An 18,577-nucleotide genomic window follows, 5' to 3' on the forward strand; every position below is an offset into this window, starting at 1 on the left:
TTTGGCGCTTGAAACTTTTAAAAATTCTGTATTTTTGATAAACTGAAAACATCGCTCATTTCAAGGGGAGGGGGATATAATGAAGGTATTTTTTAATTTAGCGTGGTTTTTTAAACAAGAAAAACGGGCGTACATAACGGGAATTATTTTGTTATTTGGTGTAGCGCTTCTTGAGCTTGTTGCACCAAAAGTAATTGGAATTGTCGTAGACGAAATTAACAACCAAACGCTAACCTCTGAAAAGTTGTTACAGTGGGTTGTTCTTTTAGTGGCTGTCGGGATTACAATGTATATATTACGTTACATATGGCGTATTATGATTTTTGGGTCTTCTTTAAAGCTTGCGCGCCAATTACGGAAAAATTTATATGAACATTTTACAAACATGAGTCCGTCTTTTTATCAATCACATCGTACTGGGGACTTAATGGCACATGCAACGAATGATATTCAAGCAATCCAACAGACAGCTGGAGCGGGCGTTTTGACGCTTGTTGATTCGTTAGCCGTAGGTGGATGTGTGCTAGTGGCTATGGGTTTTACAATTAGTTGGAAGTTAACATTGTTAAGCTTAATTCCGATGCCAATTGTAGCGATTTCGACTAATTATTATGGTACTTTATTACACAGACGTTTTCATAAAGCACAGCAAGCGTTTTCTGAAATCAATGACAAAGTACAAGAAAGTATGAGCGGGATGAAGGTGATACGCTCACTTGGTCAAGAAAAGGAAGATTTACAAGCATTTCGAACAAAGTCAGAAGATGTTGTGCAGAAAAATATGTTAGTTGCGCGTATCGATTCATTGTTTGATCCAACAATTTCTCTTATTGTTGGTTTTTCATTCTTAATCGCTGTGTGTTATGGCTCATTATTGGTTGTTCGCGGAGAACTGACAGTTGGTGAGTTAATTACATTTACAACATATTTAGGGACGCTTGTTTGGCCGATGCTCGCATTTGGTTGGCTGTTTAATATTATGGAACGTGGCCGTGCTTCATATGACCGTGTGGAAAAAATATTATCTCAAACTTCAGATGTTGTAAGTAGAGAAGGAGCAATAAATAAAGATGCAAGTGGTGATATAACGTTTGCAATTGATACATTTTCCTATAAGAAAAATGAAACTCTTAATTTAGAAGATATTCATTTCACATTAAAAAAGGGCGAAACATTGGGTATTGTTGGCCGCACTGGTGCAGGGAAAACTACATTGTTAAAATGTTTAATTAGGGAATATGATCATTTTAATGGATCGCTGCAAGTTGGAGGGAAAGATATTCGTGATATGACGCTTCATGGAATTCGATCTGCTATTTCGTATGTTCCTCAAGACCATTTCCTATTTTCAGCAAGTATAGGTGAAAATATTGCATTTGGAAAGGCTGATGCTACATATAAAGAAATTGCACGTGCTGCTGATATAGCTTGTATTCATGATGATATTGTTCAATTTTCAGAAGGGTATGATACGGTAGTAGGCGAACGAGGGGTATCGTTATCAGGTGGACAAAAGCAACGGATTTCTATCGCCCGGGCCTTACTAACAAATGCTGAAATTTTAATTTTAGACGATTGTCTATCCGCAGTTGATGCAAAGACAGAGGAAACAATTTTAACAGCGCTGAAACGAGAAAGAGAGCGAAAAACAACGATTATTACAGCGCATCGGTTAAGTGCCATTCAACATGCAAATCTTATCCTTGTTATTGATGAAGGGAAAATTGTAGAGCGTGGTACACATGAGCAACTAATGGGGCAAGAAGGTTGGTATAAAGAGATGTATGAAAGCCAGCAGTTAGAAGCATTAGTTGAGAAGGGAGGCATATAATGGCTGAGAAAAAAAGAAGCGATTTATGGCGATTACTTTCTTATATGAAACCATATAAAGGCTTATTGTCGCTGGCATTTCTACTTCTAGTTGGGGCAACTGTTACAGAAATGATGGGCCCGTTTTTAATTAAGCAGTTTCTTGATGAACATTTAGTTCCTCGTAACTTTGAACAGTCAGCACTTGTGACTCTATTTGTTGTATATATGATTGCTCATTTACTAAAGGTTTTATTTACGTATTTAAATTTATTATATTTCCAAAATATTGCATTCAAAATTGTGCAAGACATGCGGGTTGAAGTGTATGAACATGTACAAAGGTTGTCACTAAGCTTTTTTGATCGTACGCCAATTGGTACTCTCGTATCCCGTATTACCAATGATACCGAAGCAATTAAAGATTTCTATGTCAGTGTGTTATCAACATTTGTAAAAAATGTCGTGTTTTTAATCGGGATTTTAGTGGCGATGTTTTTATTAGATGTAAAACTTGCATTGTTCTCTCTTTTATTAATTCCAATTATGTTGACGATTATGGCGATGTATCGCAGGAAAAGCTCTGTTTTTTATTTAGAACTCCGCAATCAATTAAGTATTTTAAATGCAAAGCTTAATGAATCGATTCAAGGGATGAATATTGTGCAAGTATTTCGCCAAGAAAAACGGATGCGAAAAGAATTTGAAGAAGTGAATGATAAGCATTACGGTGCCGGGCGCCGTACGTTAAAACTAGATGCATTGTTTTTACGCCCGGCAACAGATCTTGTTCATATTGTGGCGATTGCATTAGTGCTCGCATTATTTGGAATAGATGCATTGAATAGTCCGGTTGAAGTTGGTGTATTATACGCTTTTGTTAACTATATTCATCGTTTCTTCCAACCTGTAAATGAAATGATGATGAAACTCTCTTTCTTCCAGCAAGCACTTGTTTCTTCATCACGTGTCTTTCATTTGATGGATGAAAAAGATTTAGCACCTGTTCAACAAGGGAATGAAGAGCCGAAAGTGCACGAAGGAGAAATTGAATTTAAAGATGTTACATTTTCATACGATGAAAAACGTGATGTTTTAAAAAATGTATCTTTCCATGTAAAACCTGGGCAAACAGTAGCTTTTGTTGGGCACACTGGAAGCGGGAAAAGTACAATTATGAACTTATTGATGCGTTTTTATGATATTAAGTCGGGTAATGTTTTAATAGACGGTGTAAACTTAGAAAAATTTGAAGAGCAGGAAATTCGAAAGAGAATTGGACTTGTACTTCAAGATGCATTCTTGTTTGCTGGAAATGTAAAACAAAACATTCGTATGTATAATGAAAGCATTACTGATGAAGAAGTAGAAGAAGCTGCTAGATTTGTGCAAGCAAATACGTTTATTGAAAAGTTACCAGAGCGGTATGATACAGAAGTAGTAGAAAGAGGGGCTGCGTTCTCAAGTGGACAAAGGCAACTCATTGCTTTTGCAAGAACAATTGCGACAAATCCGAAAGTGTTAGTATTAGACGAAGCGACGGCAAATATTGATACAGAAACGGAAGAAGCAATTCAAACAGCATTGCAGCGCATGCGAAAAGGTAGAACAACAATTGCAATCGCACACCGCTTATCTACTATTCAAGACTCTGACCAAATCTTTGTTATGCATGATGGGGAAATTGTAGAAAGAGGAACACATCAAGAGTTACTGAGTAAGCAAGGGTTGTATTACAATATGTATTTACTTCAGAATAGAGGAAGCCTTCAGAAAGCCTTGTAGTATTGAGGTTTTGAAGGCCTCTTTTTTATTCTTTTAAAAATACCCTCACTGCTGTAATTTCTGCTACGCCCCACATACTGAATTCGTAATGATACTCTGTTCTTTCAATACATACACCAATTTCTAAATCATCTCCAACTAATATAAAATCAGTGAGTTTTTTGTTGAGAAACATTTGTACTATTGATGAATGAAAGGAATTAAGAAGTACAGGAAGAATATCGTTTATAAAGAATAAAACGATGTGGTCAAGCTATCATATTCATTAATTGAATAAATATGACCCTTAGAAATTTTAGAAGAAAATGAGACCTAGAAATTATAGAAGTTATTGCATTGCAATAGCATAGCAAGCTATAAACTCTGCATCGTCTTTCGGAAAAAAAAGGAGGGGTTATTATGCAAGTGTCGTTTAAGAGATGTATGGTGTTGATTGCTACATTCATTTTACTTGTTACTTCTGTTGGTGGTGTTGCAACTGCTGAGACAAATACTACGCCAATTTATAGGGAGATGCTTCCACCAAAAGAAACATTTAATCCAGGAGATTGGTTTTTAGGTGAGAAGCCTTTAAATTATGATGAAAATAGGCCACCGATTGTTTTTGTACAAGGGAGAAATGGAAGTGCAGATAGTTGGTATGGAAAAACAGTTTATCACGATGTAAACGACATGTATGAGTATGCTTATCGTGCAGGATATCAAACTGTATTTATTCAATTATACGATGCAGCTGGAAAGGGATCTGCAAGTCAGTGGGACAATGGTAAATTGTTGGCTATCAAGCTAGAGGAGATTTATAATCATTTTGGGAAAAAAGTGAATATTGTGGCTCATAGTAAAGGTGGAATTGACACCCAAGCAGCACTCATTCAATATGGTGCGAATCGTTTTGTAGGAAAAGTTATTACACTAGCTTCGCCGCATTATGGATCAAATTTAGCAGACTTATCCTATAGTTGGTGGGCGGGGTGGTTGGCGTCATTACTTGGGCAAAGAGACGATGGCACTTATTCTTTACAAACAGGTGAAATGGCACAATTTCGTTCCGTAATAGATAACAATCCGAATGTTAAATTGAATCGCTATTATACAGTTGCAGGTACTAGTTGGGGACCGGCTTTCTCTGCTTTATCTTTAGGCGGATTATATCTTTCCGCGTATGGTTCTAATGATGGTTTAGTGAATGAATGGAGTACAAAATTACCTTATGGAACACATTTATTTACCGATTCTAGATTTGATCATGATGATATTCGAAAAGGTTCGGCCGTCTTTTCTCGAATCGAACCATATTTACGTACTTCTACCGCTACATTCGTTCCTTATACTTTAAATAATAATAGGGAATTTGTTGATAATTTAAATACTACTTCTAATCAAACCGTTTTAGGTGGAGAATTGGAGCCGAATAAATGGGTTGATCAAAAGATTGCCATAGATACAAAAACAGAAGGTGTTGTCTCTGTGTTAACAGCATCTTCAGAAGTGAACATACAACTTATTTCTCCATCGGGCAAAGTATATACGAATGAAGATAGTAAGTTTACGGTAGGAGATGAAACTTCCTACTTTAAGGGTGCGTCCATTCGAACATTTAAAATAAATCAAATGGAAATCGGGGAATGGCATGTTAAAATAATGACAGCACATGCAAAAGATGCTTATGTGATTGTTACTGACTACAAACAAAAAGCACCATTTACTTTGAAAATGCCAGGGAAAATCAAAGCGAAAAAGGCTGAATTTCAATTGAAACAATCTACTAAAGAACCAATAAAACAAGAGAATCTTTCTTTCACTGTACGAGTTGTTGATCGAGAAGGAAATTTAGTATCGCAATCGAATCAGCTACAAAAGTGGGATGAAGATACGTTCACAGGTTCTTTGAATCATATTAAAAAATCAGGTGTATATAATGTGACGATTGATATTAAAGGTACTAACCCAGAAGGTAAAGCTTATACTCGTACGATTGTACGTTCTGTGTATATTGAAGAATAAAAAGTATGAGGCAGTACACTTTAAATCTTATTTTATGATTGAATTATTAAATATACTCTTTTCAAAAAGATATAGAAATATGTAAAGAAAATGGAGGGAATATAGTAAAAAATCAGGTCTATATACAGTGAAGCAAAGGGTTATCAAAATACAAGAGGTCTTCAGGGGAAACTGAGAGAACAAGGTTTTCCTGAAGGCTTTTTTATACTAGCATATCTGATTATCGATATTTTTACTGCTCTTGTTTATGAAAATAACTTTTTCCGGAGATTCTGATGGATAATATTGATATACAACTATTTTCGCATCTTCAAATTCTTTGTTCATCGTTATATGAATGGCCATAAGTAATCTTCTCCTTTGTATTGAGGAATCCTCTCCGTCTACTTATATTTATATTGATATACAACTATCTCTTCATCTTCAAACGCTTTATTCATCGTTAAATGTATTGCTATATGTAAAAAGCCCCCTCATATATTTTCTATATATTCGGAACTTTATACGGTTGAGCATTTCTAGTTTTCAAGTTACCTGCAATTTTTTATAGCAAATAAAGTATGCAAAATATATCTAAGTTTTGCAGAGCATTATTATAATACGTAGTATAATAGATTAAAACTGAATTTAAAAATTTAGGTAATATTTTACTAAGGCATAAAGGAGAAAAAAGATGGAATACGTACTTATATGTGTAATTTTAGCATTATTAGCCGGAGTATTTGTACTGTTTTATAAGAATAAGCAGTTAGAATCAGAGAACCAACAAGTAGAATTTGAAAAGACAAAGTCAATAGAAAACTATCAAAGTGAGATGGCTGCAACTGTAGCGGATTATGAAGAAAAGCAAGAGACATTAAAAAACATAGAACGTAAAAAGTACAATAATTTAAAAGAGAGTGCAGCTAGAGAAGTAGAAAGCATGAGAGTGATGAAGAATCAATTAGCGATGCAATATAGTAAAGAGCGTAGTGAAATGCAACAGAAACATAGTAACGAGATCCATATGTTCCAAAATTTAATTACAGAATTAAGATCGTATTCTAGAAATGGTGAAGAAATGAATACGCATGAAATATTACATTATATGAAACGAGGGTTTGTTCAGCAAGGAATCATAGCTGAAGACGAACTACATATTATTCCAAATATATTTCTTCCTAAAGTACATAGTAGAAACGGAAATAAAATGGGACATACTCGAGTTGATCATATATTGTTATCGACAACAGGAATATATGTAATTGAGACAACAAAGTGGCAAGGAAGAATGATACATGGATTGACGAAAGAAAATGCAGGAGTATATTCATTTATGATTGATGAGATTGGTAAATATCAACATGAATATGAGAAGGAAGAGACATTTGTTTTTATGAAAAAGGGAGATTCAATGACTCTAAAGGTAGAAAATGTTGGGAACCCTGTTTATAAAGCGAAACGCCTCTCAACAATTTTATATGATTACTTGAAAGAGATAAATCCGCAAGTTCTAAAAGAAGAAGTAAAGTCAATTGTATATTTCGGGAATGAGACAAAGGGAAGTGAGAATGAAATGATTGATCTTTCTAATGAAGTACTGCCTAGGTTGAAAGATAGAGAGCAACTTGTTACTTATTTTAGAAATGAAAGAATAGAAGGGAAAATACTATATACAGTGCAAGAATTACAAGAGATAAAAGAAATGGTCAAGCGCCTGGAAGAAGGAAAGGTGTAAAAGAAAAATATGATGTGTGGTAAAAGGGGGGAGGTTATTGGGGAAATATAGAGATTTTCTATTGTGGGGAACATTGTATGTTTATATTGTTTTATATATGTTCGTATATCTTGCTTTCATATTTATCATTAGCATGATTCATTCGTCTTATAGTATGGTTAGTGTTTTAGCGGTATCGCTTCCGTTTATTCTTTTATTTGTTATTCAGTGGATCATTTTACATTTTTCTGTAGGTGATAATAAGGGGACATATAAGAGAAGATTTAAAGGGATTACAATTTTGGGAGCAATAGTATTTAGTATTTGTATCGTACAACTAGGTGTAAATGAGTATAATTCGAAGTTTCATGCAGATAGATGGTTAAAAAATGAACAGAAACGAGTATATATGGTAGATGATCTTCTGGCTAAACATAAACTAGTAGGAAAATCTAAGAAAGAAATTATACAAATATTAGGATATCCAACTGAAACAAGGCGTTTTGAGGAGATGACTCAAACTTTGTACTATCTTGGCGATGAGAGAGGCTTCATTTCTATAGATAGTGAGTGTCTTGTTCTTCAATTTGATAATAATGACAAGATTATAGAGTATACAATACAAAAAGACTAAAATAGTATGAAATAAGGAACAGAAGACATATAAGATTGGGGGTCTTCTGTTTTTTGTTGGGAAATATTTGAAATAAATTTTAAATTTCGCAGATTTAGTACGACGTTATAAAAATAGATGGAATAAAAATGGAAAATGATATATAATGAATTTATTGAATATAAAGATAATAGAAAATAGGATACATATATGGAAGATTTACAAACACTCGGTTCATTCTTTTTAGGCCTAGGTACTATGTTCGCGGGATTAGGGGTACTGCTTGCAGGTATTGGTGTCTATACAAAATTTTCACGTGAATCAAAATGATGAAAGCATCCGTACAGGATGCTTTTTTATTTTTTTTCAATATGTTACAAAAAGGAATCATATATTCTTTATGGAATTAAGGAATGAAAATGGGAAGGAGAGTGTATATATAGATGCATTGGAACAATGTTATAATTTTAGATCCCAGTTCCATGACGAAATATTGCCAATGAAAAGTAAAGGTTTTAGGAAACAAGAATGAAAAGGAGGTAAGACGGTGAAGAAAATACCGACTGAGGTCCTGAGTAAGGAATTGATGGAAAGAGAAGGGGTTATATCTATTACAGTTAAAGAATTTGAGAAAATTGAAGTGGTTGGAGTGGTGGTATCTGGACCAGCTGTAATATTAATTAATCAAGATTAGCAGAGTACATAAGATGAATATAGAAAAATAGTGAAAAGCATCCTGCGTGGATGCTTTTTTATTTGCTTAAAAAAAGAAATATATTGGATAATAGAGCTATTGGAGGGAAAGAAAGTGGCTATTATTATTACAATGTTTCTAATGGGTGTTTTATTAGGTTTTGTTGGAGCAGGTGGAGCTGGATTTATTATTGGTGTACTGACTCTCGTATTTCAAGTTCCAATTCATATAGCTCTTGCGACATCGCTAACCGCAATGGCATTTACAACATTTTCTGGAGTGGTGAGTCATTACAGAGAAGGGAATGTTACATTGAAAATTGGTAGCATTATTGGGGGATTTGGAGCTGTTGGATCATATATTGGTTCTAAATTTGGAGCGGTGATTCCAGCGCATCTTCTTCATTGGTTTACAGCTAGTATGTTGTTTTTATCAGCGATATTTATGTTTATTCGATTACTTTTTTTTCAAAATCAAAAGAAAATGTCTATGAACATAGGAGAGAAGGCATCTGTTGTTGTATTAGGGAAATGTCTTTTGTTAGGTTTAATAACTGGTGGATTAGCAGGTGCTTTTGGGATTGGATCAGCACCTTTTATTCAGCTAGGACTCATGGTGTTGTTAGGTTTATCGATTCAACAGTCAGTTGGGACCACAATGCTTATTATTCTACCAATCGCCATTGGTGGTGGGATTGGATATAGCTCTGAAGGGTATTTAGATTATTTATTATTAGTACAAGTTTTAATTGGAACGATGCTAGGAGCATATTTAGGAGCGAAGTTTACAAACTATGCACCTCGTACAATTTTGAAATTTTCGATGATTATGACACCTGTTTTAGCTGGATGTATGTTATTAATGGAATAAGGTCTATAAAATATTGGGGAGGAAAGTGGTGTGACGGTTCATCTTCACAAATTACTATGTGCAAGTTTTTGGGTTACGTTATTCATATCAGGAATCTATCTGAACGATTTTTTTACATGGTGTTTAGAGGTAGCTCCCGCAGTTATTTTAGTACTTATATTACTTACTACATATCAGAGATTTCAATTTTTAACATATATATAGATTTGGATTCATATGTTAATATTGCTCATTGGAGGACATTATACATATGCAAAAGTACCACTATTTAATTATCTTCGTGATACTTTTGATTTAGAAAGAAATTACTACGATCGTGTTGGGCATTTTATGCAAGGATTTGTTCCTGCATTATTAATAAGGAAAATACTTGTAAAGGTAGTTGGGATTCAGAAAAAAGGATGGTTAGAACTACTTGTAATATCAGTTTGTTTAGCATTTAGTGCATTTATACGAGTTGCTAGAGAGTGCAGTTGCAAAATTAACGGGGACAGGAGCAGAAGCATTTCTTGGAACGCAAGGAGATGTTTGGGATACACAATGGGAAATGATATTTGCGTTAATTGGAGCGATATTAGCAATGATAGTTTTCCGCGGTAAGAAAACTATATAGCAATTCATTAATATGTTTTACGTATGAATTATGTAAGTAATTCATATTTCCCATATAAAAGGATTTACTATAATATAATGGGTGTAACGTTCGAGTATTCGACGTATTACTAGTATTATATCCCTATCCCTTTTCTAAAAATGCGAACAAGTTTTGCCCTATTCTATTCAATATTAATTGTATAGAAATATATTGTTCGATGCCCATTATGGAACGTACATAATGGGAAAATCCCGATCCTTAAAGAGGATGCCCCTAATCTTCATGTGAAAATATGATTGGATGAAGAAAGCTGACCAATTCATGGTCAGCTTTCTTTTTTGTGTAAAAATAATTCTTCGGTAATTTCGGTTTGTAATAGCAGTGTTTTTCCAAAGCGGCGTTTGCATTCATCTCTTACTTTTTGAATGGCAAGTGCATGAGAAGTGGCAGACACGGTGACAGTTGCTTGCCGAGATTTTCGGTTTTCTTCACAAAAGACACACTCCACAACATATTTAGAAATCATACTCTCATCCTTCCGCTTGAATTTCTAGGAATGAGTTGTCTTTGAAGTTGATATAATCTTTCGTTACAAACTCAGCATTTTCCTCTATTTTCAAGGAGAAGAATAGGGTAAGAAAGAATATTAGGTATGGGAGGAGAGACACATGAAAAGATGGATTGGAGCGGCAGCTATATGCGTGAATGAAAGAAATGAAATTTTGATGGTATTACAAGGAAAGAAAGATGAGCCGAAAAGGTGGTCAGTGCCAAGCGGTGGACAAGAAGAAGGAGAAACGCTTGAAGAGTGTTGTATTCGTGAAGTTTGGGAAGAAACTGGCTATCATGTAGAAATTATAAATAAAATATATGAAAAAAAGGGCATAACATATGGTATACCCGTTTATGTACATTATTATCTTGTAAAACAAATAGGAGGTTCTATGAATATTCAAGATCCAGATGGACTCATTTATGAGATTGATTGGAAGGATGTTCATAAATTAAGAGAAATCTCTTTCGCCTTTCCAGAGGATTATGAGTTGCTATTAAGGTATGGAAATGGTATGGACGAAAATAGGGGAACTGTATCTAAAAAATGAAGGGAGGGTAATTTACTAGTTTACACAAAAGGTAATAGAATTAGCGCCAATGATATAAGACTGCACATTAATTAAGAGTAATGTGCGGTCTTATATGTATCGGGAGTATTAATTATAGTATTACGATGTTTCGCTAATTTTGTTTTCTGTATGAGTGTTATTAGTAGTTCTTTTCTTTATCTTGATGTAATAGTAGGTATAACAAAAGATGATGAATGGTACAGTGCAATAGATTCCTAATCTTTGATCTGGGATAAAGATAAGACTTATTAATATAATGCCATACAATCCAAAACCAAGAATTGGTACAAGAGGATAAAGTGGAGTTTTGAATTTTAAGTCTTCTAATTTTCCACCTTCGGCTAAATAATGTTTGCGAAAAAAGAATTGAGAAACGCAAATTGACATCCAAACAATGATTGTAATGACTCCGGAAATTGAAATCAGCCATAAGTAAACAGTTTCAGCAGCTACAACACTTGTCAAAAGAGAAAAAGCAGAAATAGCTATCGTCATGATTAAAGCGTATAGGGGTATCCCACGCGATGATAATTTCTTTAAAAAGGCTGGAGCCATATCGTTTTTTGATAACGACCAAAGCATTCGAGTCGCGGCGTACAACCCTGAGTTTGCGACAGAAAGAACAGCAGTAAGAATAACAAAGTTCATAATATCAGCTGCATATGGAATTCCTATGTTATCAAATACAGCAACAAATGGGCTCTTTGTTAATCCTGCTTGTTCCCAAGGAATTAAAGCCACGAGGACAAAGATTGCTAAGACGAAGAAAAACATCGTGCGCCATATAATATTTCTAATAGAACGCGGTAAAGTTTTTGCAGGATTTTCACTTTCACCGGCTGCGATTCCGACAAGTTCCGTACCTTGAAAGGAATAATTAACTGTAACCATTGTTAGTAAGATAGCGGCAATTCCATTTGGGAATAAACCACCATGATTTATGAAATTTGAAAAAAGCGGTGCTGGTTCATTGCCTTTTAAATCAATCAAACCAAACATAGCGGCGCCGCCAAGGATAATGAAAGCGATGATAGCAGATACTTTAATACTTGAAAACCAAAATTCTGTTTCTGCATAACTACGAGCGGATAACGCGTTAATGGTAAATATTGTAACGCCAAATATTAAACACCAAACCCATACGGGAATATCAGGAAACCAGCGTTGCATTGTAATACCGGCAGTTGTAAATTCAAGGCCAGTAGTATTCGCCCAGCTTAGCCAGTATAACCATCCGATGGTAAACCCAGTTGCGGGATTTATGTACTTGGTTGCATATTCTTGGAAGGAACCTGAAACTGGCATTGCTACAGCAAGCTCACCAAGACATAGCATAACGAAATACATTAATAATCCACCAGCAATAAAGGCGAGTACGGATCCCCCAGGACCAGCTTGTCTTATAATAAAACCAGATCCGTTAAATAACCCCGTTCCAATTACACCACCCAGTGCAATCATGAACAAATGTCTACTTTTCATCGTGCGCTTTAATTCATTATTTGTATTGCTTAATTGCGTCATTGTTTTCCTCACTTTCATAATTGATAGGGTGAAAATCAGATGATTTTTCCGTATTGTGGAATGTGTTCCGTGATGTAGAATCTTGTTTTAATTTTCAGATAATTAAAAAGAAAAGTCAATATTTTTTTGTTTGCGTTTTCAAATTTCAGATATTGTATTTTTATTGTTTTGAAAATTTTATATTTTCATTGATTTCAGTTTGGATTTTTGCTAAATTGATAGTTAATTAAGGTTACGAACATATTACAAGTAAAGTTGAGGCGAGTTATGGTACAGTCCATTGATCGAGCGATAGGTATTATTAAGTTATTGAATTCTACAAATAACAAAGAATATTGGGCTATTTCTGATATAGCTGATAGAACACATCTCCCGGTTAGTACAGTACATAGGTTACTTAACTCTCTGATGGAGCATGGATTAGTTACGCAAATTTCAGAAACAAAACAGTACACAACTGGACCAATGTGGATGGAAATAGGATTACGCCAATTAGAGAAGGTAGACTACAGATCGGTTGCAAGAGAAGTGATGAAGCGTTTGGCTTCTGAAGTTGAAGAAAGTGTTTACTTGAATATTCCAAATGGAACACATTCTATTATTATTGAAAGAGTGGATAGCCCGTTAAAAATTCGAGTTATCGATAACTTAGGGGAACAGATTCCTCTTTCGACTGGCGCCGCAAATAAAACGATGCTTGCCAATATGAAAACGAATGAAATGGAACACATTGTAGAACATTTACTTTCTTCTTTACCAGAACAAAAGCAAGTTCTTTTTGATCAACTAAAGCAGATAAGAAATGAAGGATATGCTGTGAGTTATGGGGAGAAAACAGAAGGAACAGCTTCAGTAGCTGCACCTATTATAGGATTTAATCATAAAGTAGTAGGAGCATTAAGTATTGGGTTAATTAGTCATCGTATTAACGATGATCGACTATCTTTTCTTATTAGTAAAATAAAGCAAGCAGCTAGTGAAATATCAATAAAAATCGGCAGAACATCAGAATAATAATTTTGATAGCCTGTCGTCATTTTTTATTCGTATAACGGAAACGAATTTCATTATGTGGAAAAATAGGGAGGATTTATATGTCAAAGTGGCAATCAAAAGAACAATTGGTTCAATTATTAAGCGATCTTGTTGAAATTCCTAGTATTACTGGGTCGGAAGCTGAAGTTATATTGCCAGATTTTGTTGTGGAACAATTATCTGCTTTAGATTACTTCAAACAAAATCCGCATCATTTGCAAAAAAAAACGACGGGAGATGGACGTTATTTCGTTACTGCTCTAGTAAAGAAAAATAATAATACAAAAAATACCGTAATTCTTGTTAGTCACTTTGACGTTGTAGATGTACAGGATTATGGAGTGTGGAAAGCAGATGCATTTCATCCTAAAAAACTAACATCTATGTTTTATTCCCATAAAGATGAGCTACCAGATCATGTACGTGAAGATATAGAACAAGGGGAGTGGCTATTTGGTAGAGGAACTATGGATATGAAATGCGGTCTAGCTTTGCAAATGGCGATGGTTGAGCAAGCTTGTGAAGGAAGATTTGATGGGAATGTCCTTTTATTAGCTGTTCCAGATGAAGAAGTAAACTCTGTAGGGATGAGAGCTGCTGTTCCAAGATTATTAGATTTAGCAAAAGAACATAACTTAGAATATAAAACGGTTCTAAATTCAGAGCCTATGTTTACGCGTCATCCTGGTGATCAAAATAAGTATATTTACACTGGTTCCATTGGTAAGGTGTTACCTGGTTTTCTTTGTTATGGAAAAGAGACACATGTAGGCGAACCCTTTGCAGGATTAAATGCGAATTATATGGCTTCATTATTAACAGCTGAATTAGAGTTGAATACGGAACTTTGTGATATTGTAGAAGGTGAAGCGAGTCCTCCACCAACTAATTTGTTTCAAAGGGACTTAAAGGAGGATTATTCTGTACAAATTCCTCATCGTGCAGTCACATTATTTAACTTGTTCTTACTAGAAAAAACGATGACAGATGTAATCTCGTTGTTACATCAAAAGGTAACGAAAGTAGCAGAGAAAATCGAAGAGTCGTATGAGAAGCAAGCATATCGTTTTTCTAAGTATAATCCGTTCATACCACCTAATCTCAAAGTAAATGTATTAACATATGAAGAGCTTATCGCTTATGCAATTGAACAACATGGGCAAGAAAAAATAGATGATATTCAATCTACTGTTATAAAAAATAGGGAAGATAAAGATGATCGTGCGGTAACAATTGATTTAGTTGATAAATTAGCTATTTTATGTAAAGAAAAGGCACCGATGATTGTACTTTTCTTTGCCCCGCCGTACTATCCAGCTGTGAGTTCCCGCCGCAATTCTTTAATTAAAGAGGTAGTTGTGGAAATGGAAAGATATGCTCACTACAATCATGGAATTACATTTAAAAATCAAAATTATTTTGGGGGAATTTCAGATTTGAGTTATGTCGGCTTACAATACCCAGCTGATTCGATGAGTTCACTTGTAGACAATATGCCATTATGGAATAAAGGTTATTCGATTCCACTCCAGGAATTAGAAGAGTTTGATGTTCCAGTATTAAATATGGGGCCAGTAGGAAAAGATGCACATCAATGGACGGAACGTCTGGACGTAAATTACGCATTTGAAACGCTATTAGATATGTTACCTATATGTATTGAAAAATTACTTGTTCCTAATAAGATTACACAGCCATAGTTAAATCGAAATTCTAATTAAAATTAAGAAAAGGATAGAAACTGTAGTATTATTCTACAGTTTCTATCCTTTTTTTGTAATAATTCTGTTCGATCCAAAATTCTCATCAATCGGGCTTTTACAGACTGTTCATCCCTCACCTCATTTCTTTACTTTCGCTGAATGTTGAGGTGGGAGCGTTATTGTCCGGAGAGTATAGTGCTGTTTAATGTAACCAGGATAAGAAGAGTGGTACGATGACTAAACTTGCTCCAGCTGTTAGAAGCATGGATAAACTTGCAATTGTACCTTCAACTGGTCCGATTTCAAATGCTTTTGAAGTACCGGTTCCGTTTGCACTAGTACCTAGCATAATACCTTTGGCGATGGCTGTTTTAATCCGGCATATGCGAATCAGAGAAGGGCCTAAGAGCGCTCCAGTTAGTGCTGTAAGTACAACAAATACTGCTGTTAATTGCGACATACCACCAATCATTTCTGAGATTGCCATTGCAATTGGTGTTGTTACGATGTGCGGCGCCAAACTATGTTCTAGTGATGAATCAATGTGAAAAGCATTTGCTAGTAGGGCTGAAGTAATCACTGATAAAAATGAACCAACAATTACGTTAATTAAAATGGCACTTGCGTGTTTTTTTAATAAATTAAAGTATTTATAGATGGGCCATGCAAAAGCTACTGTTGCTGGCTTTAATAGTTCAGTTAGCCAGTGACCACCAGAATCGTATGTTTCATAAGATGTATCTAGTCCAAGTAATAACGCGATTAAAACAATTGGACAAACGAGAAGTGGTGAAAGTATACTCCAATTCCAGCGCTGATATAGTTTCTTAGCAATCCAATATGTTAATAGTGTTAATAGCAAACAAAAAAAGCCGATCATTGTGCTGATCCTTTCCGCTTTAATAGCAGTTCTGTTAAGATTCCAGTTACAAGTGTTACACAAAGGGTACTAATCATGATAATCAAAATGAGATCGATACCATATTGTGATAATGTATCTCTGTAACGAATGACAGCCACAGCAGAAGGAATGAAGAATAAGATAAGTTCTTTTAATAAAAAGTCTGCGCCGTCTTGTATCCACTCTTTTTTCACTAGGTTAAATTTTAATGAAATTAACAATAAAAAAATCCCGATAATACTTCCTGGAATTGGGAGGTGTGCCTGTTTTGCGATCCATTCACCTGTCCAAGCGAAACAAAATAATAGTAAGATTTGACCGCTTAATTTCCACCATTTCATACAGTAACACCTCTTTCTCTTTTTTTTCATAAAAATTGTAAAAAAAATTAACAATTTCTACTATACGTCCTTTCAAAATATTTGTCTAATATATAAATTATATGTTATTAATTTATTATACATATTAATCGAAAAGGGGATCCGAAATGGAATTACGGCATTTGCAATATTTTGTTGTTGTAGCAGAAGAGTTACATTTTGGGCGAGCAGCTGCTCGTTTACAAATGACACAGCCACCGCTAAGTCAACAAATTCAGCAATTAGAGAAAGAAATGGGAGTTACATTATTTTCAAGAACGAAGCGGAAAGTTGAACTGACAGAAGCGGGAGAAATGTTTTTAAAAGAAGTAAAAAAAGCGTTTGATCAAATTGAAAAAGCAGTTGAGGTTGCACAAAGTGCACAAAGAGGAGAAGTTGGATCACTATCAATCGGATTTGTAGGAGCTGCAATATATGATATTTTACCTTCCATTGTTCGAGAATATCGAGAAAAGTTCCCGAGAGTATCTGTTGTGTTACATGAATTATCTACACCTGAACAAGTTAATGCTCTTCATGAAAACCGAATTGATGTTGGTTTTTTACGTCCACCAATTACGACTCAATTGTTAGAATTAGAGCCTATCCAAAAGCTTTCATGTACATTATGTTTACCAAAGGCTCATCCGCTAGCGGAAAAAGAAGAAATTCATATTGAGGATTTACAAGATGAGCCATTTGTATTTATAACTAGACCAGTGTGGCCTGCATTATACGACACAATTTTATCGTTATGTAGGGGCGCTGGATTCAGTCCACACATTGTGCAAGAGGCAACAGAGTATCAAACTGTTATGGGACTTGTAGCTGCAGGAATTGGTATAACTGTTATTCCGGTATCTGCAAATAAGTTATATAAAACAGAAGTAGTGTACAAGGCGATATATGATTCTAAATTTGTAGCTGAAATGTCAGTGGCGTATCGGAAAACAAATAGCAATCCTGAGCTGTTAGAGTTTTTAAAAATTGCAAGGAAGAAAAAGCGAATAGAAGTTGAGGATAATAATTAAAATGATAAGATTATAAAGATCACTTATGGTTGCAATTATTATTTTTAACAGTACTCCAGCAGAAATCCCCTTCCTTAAGCATGTGCAGGACATAGACTAGGTGGTAGGGAGGGGATGAATGTTGGGCGTACATAGCACGAAGTTTCTATTTCCTTTTTATCTCGATACTATATAAATAAACATGCTCATTTTTTTGGATTAATTGTTCTAATATTTTTTTGTTGTCTGGGAAAAGGACGGAAGTAGATTCTGGATTTAAATTATTAACCCAAACAGCAATAGTAATTTTTGTATTATATTTTATTTTTTTTGGTTCACTAATTTGTGCGAATGTAGAATCAGTAATGTTCAGCGTTAAATCTTCAAAACCTTTGTATGAATTGCCCCCAATATGCATAAACCATTGCCGCGTTTCGTGTGTTTCGTTGTCAAGATTGAAAGTTTGTTGTCCAAAAGAAAGTTTAACTGTTTTCTCTTGAAAGTGTGAAGAAGACAACCAAGCGATATCTTTTACTTTTTTTCCGTTTTGGTAATATTCAATTGTTGTATGTATTTCATCTTGTTTATTTAAAGGAGCAACCTCATAAAAATGAATATTTCCTTGCGGTACGGGGAATATCTCTAAAATATTGGATTCTTTTTCTGATAATTCATAAGGTTTAACGGTTATAAAAGAGGTATTATTTTTTTGAAGACTACAGCTGGTGAAGGGAATAACAAATAAGAGTAAAAGCAGAAAACATTTTCTTTTCATATAATCCCCCCTATACGAAGCTATTATATACATTTGAAAAATTTCCTGTACTTAAAAAACGGTTCCCTTTCTACGACTTA

Annotated in this window: 17 protein-coding genes and 2 pseudogenes; 12 read left to right on the forward strand and 7 right to left on the reverse strand. The window is 34.7% G+C overall.

All coding sequences use genetic code 11. The features are described from left to right. Nucleotides 1–79: 79 nt before the first annotated feature. Both Y7E_RS0111455 and Y7E_RS0111460 read left to right on the forward strand, forming a co-directional pair. Nucleotides 80–1,831: an ABC transporter transmembrane domain-containing protein gene (locus Y7E_RS0111455; protein ID WP_017151392.1), complete on the forward strand. Its 1,752-nt coding sequence runs from the start codon at nt 80–82 to the stop codon at nt 1,829–1,831. After that, nucleotides 1,831–3,594, forward strand: a complete 1,764-nt coding sequence (locus Y7E_RS0111460; RefSeq protein ID WP_017151393.1) for an ABC transporter ATP-binding protein — start codon at nt 1,831–1,833, stop codon at nt 3,592–3,594. The genes Y7E_RS0111455 and Y7E_RS0111460 overlap by 1 nt, the downstream gene beginning before the upstream one ends. 25 nt (nt 3,595–3,619) lie before the next feature. Here the strand turns inward: Y7E_RS0111460 and Y7E_RS34295 are convergent. Next, nucleotides 3,620–3,745: pseudogene (locus tag Y7E_RS34295) on the reverse strand (YxiF family protein); the annotation flags it as partial. A 248-nt stretch (nt 3,746–3,993) separates the two neighbouring features. On the opposite strand from Y7E_RS34295, the gene Y7E_RS0111465 reads away from it, so the two are divergent. Continuing rightward, nucleotides 3,994–5,598, forward strand: coding sequence for an esterase/lipase family protein (locus Y7E_RS0111465; protein WP_017151394.1), 1,605 nt, complete (start codon nt 3,994–3,996; stop codon nt 5,596–5,598). A gap of 207 nt (nt 5,599–5,805) precedes the next feature. Here the strand turns inward: Y7E_RS0111465 and Y7E_RS33620 are convergent, their stop codons facing one another. Then, nucleotides 5,806–5,943, reverse strand: coding sequence for a hypothetical protein (locus Y7E_RS33620; RefSeq protein ID WP_017151395.1), 138 nt, complete (start codon nt 5,941–5,943; stop codon nt 5,806–5,808). 328 nt (nt 5,944–6,271) lie between these two features. Between Y7E_RS33620 and Y7E_RS0111475 the strand changes: the two genes are divergently transcribed. From Y7E_RS0111475 to Y7E_RS29555, 5 genes and pseudogenes are all read left to right on the forward strand, one after another. Beyond that, entirely contained in the window at nt 6,272–7,315 is a 1,044-nt protein-coding gene (locus Y7E_RS0111475) for a nuclease-related domain-containing protein (RefSeq protein WP_017151396.1), read from the forward strand. 37 nt (nt 7,316–7,352) lie between these two features. After that, nucleotides 7,353–7,928, forward strand: a complete 576-nt coding sequence (locus Y7E_RS0111480) for a hypothetical protein (protein WP_017151397.1) — start codon at nt 7,353–7,355, stop codon at nt 7,926–7,928. Nucleotides 7,929–8,454: 526 nt separating this feature from the next. After that, the gene (locus tag Y7E_RS32680) at nt 8,455–8,601 is read left to right on the forward strand and encodes a BC1881 family protein (RefSeq protein WP_017151399.1); all 147 of its coding nucleotides are present in this window, start codon (nt 8,455–8,457) and stop codon (nt 8,599–8,601) included. Nucleotides 8,602–8,715: 114 nt separating this feature from the next. Further along, nucleotides 8,716–9,471: a sulfite exporter TauE/SafE family protein gene (locus Y7E_RS0111500; protein ID WP_017151400.1), complete on the forward strand. Its 756-nt coding sequence runs from the start codon at nt 8,716–8,718 to the stop codon at nt 9,469–9,471. 30 nt (nt 9,472–9,501) lie between these two features. After that, nucleotides 9,502–10,084, forward strand: a pseudogene (locus Y7E_RS29555) (DUF2238 domain-containing protein). A gap of 307 nt (nt 10,085–10,391) precedes the next feature. Here Y7E_RS29555 and Y7E_RS0111515 read toward each other — a convergent pair. Continuing rightward, a complete protein-coding gene (locus tag Y7E_RS0111515; RefSeq protein WP_017151403.1) occupies nt 10,392–10,592 on the reverse strand; it encodes a DUF3903 domain-containing protein in 201 nt (66 codons plus the stop codon). A 142-nt stretch (nt 10,593–10,734) separates the two neighbouring features. On the opposite strand from Y7E_RS0111515, the gene Y7E_RS0111520 reads away from it, so the two are divergent. Next, entirely contained in the window at nt 10,735–11,169 is a 435-nt protein-coding gene (locus Y7E_RS0111520; RefSeq protein ID WP_017151404.1) for an NUDIX hydrolase, read from the forward strand. A gap of 120 nt (nt 11,170–11,289) precedes the next feature. On the opposite strand, the gene Y7E_RS0111525 is transcribed toward Y7E_RS0111520, so the two are convergent. Beyond that, nucleotides 11,290–12,714, reverse strand: a complete 1,425-nt coding sequence (locus tag Y7E_RS0111525; RefSeq protein ID WP_017151405.1) for an amino acid permease — start codon at nt 12,712–12,714, stop codon at nt 11,290–11,292. A 267-nt stretch (nt 12,715–12,981) separates the two neighbouring features. Here Y7E_RS0111525 and Y7E_RS0111530 point away from each other — a divergent pair, with 267 nt between their 5' ends. Then, nucleotides 12,982–13,728, forward strand: coding sequence for an IclR family transcriptional regulator (locus Y7E_RS0111530; protein WP_017151406.1), 747 nt, complete (start codon nt 12,982–12,984; stop codon nt 13,726–13,728). A gap of 80 nt (nt 13,729–13,808) precedes the next feature. Further along, a complete protein-coding gene (locus Y7E_RS0111535) occupies nt 13,809–15,449 on the forward strand; it encodes a M20/M25/M40 family metallo-hydrolase (protein WP_017151407.1) in 1,641 nt (546 codons plus the stop codon). A gap of 205 nt (nt 15,450–15,654) precedes the next feature. On the opposite strand, the gene Y7E_RS0111540 is transcribed toward Y7E_RS0111535, so the two are convergent. After that, nucleotides 15,655–16,332, reverse strand: coding sequence for an LrgB family protein (locus Y7E_RS0111540; protein ID WP_017151408.1), 678 nt, complete (start codon nt 16,330–16,332; stop codon nt 15,655–15,657). Continuing rightward, nucleotides 16,329–16,694 (reverse strand): CidA/LrgA family holin-like protein, encoded by a 366-nt coding sequence (locus Y7E_RS0111545; protein WP_017151409.1) that lies wholly within the window; start codon nt 16,692–16,694, stop codon nt 16,329–16,331. The genes Y7E_RS0111540 and Y7E_RS0111545 overlap by 4 nt, the downstream gene beginning before the upstream one ends. 146 nt (nt 16,695–16,840) lie before the next feature. Between Y7E_RS0111545 and alsR the strand changes: the two genes are divergently transcribed. Then, nucleotides 16,841–17,743 (forward strand): acetoin biosynthesis transcriptional regulator AlsR, encoded by a 903-nt coding sequence (gene alsR / locus Y7E_RS0111550; protein WP_017151410.1) that lies wholly within the window; start codon nt 16,841–16,843, stop codon nt 17,741–17,743. A gap of 145 nt (nt 17,744–17,888) precedes the next feature. On the opposite strand, the gene Y7E_RS0111555 is transcribed toward alsR, so the two are convergent. Next, nucleotides 17,889–18,497 carry a hypothetical protein gene (locus tag Y7E_RS0111555; protein ID WP_017151411.1) on the reverse strand — a complete coding sequence of 203 codons (609 nt, stop codon included), beginning with the start codon at nt 18,495–18,497 and terminating at the stop codon, nt 17,889–17,891. Nucleotides 18,498–18,577 lie beyond the last annotated feature (80 nt).

The organism is Bacillus bingmayongensis (assembly GCF_000299035.1).
In the GTDB taxonomy this organism is placed as follows: Bacteria; Bacillota; Bacilli; order Bacillales; family Bacillaceae_G; genus Bacillus_A; species Bacillus_A bingmayongensis.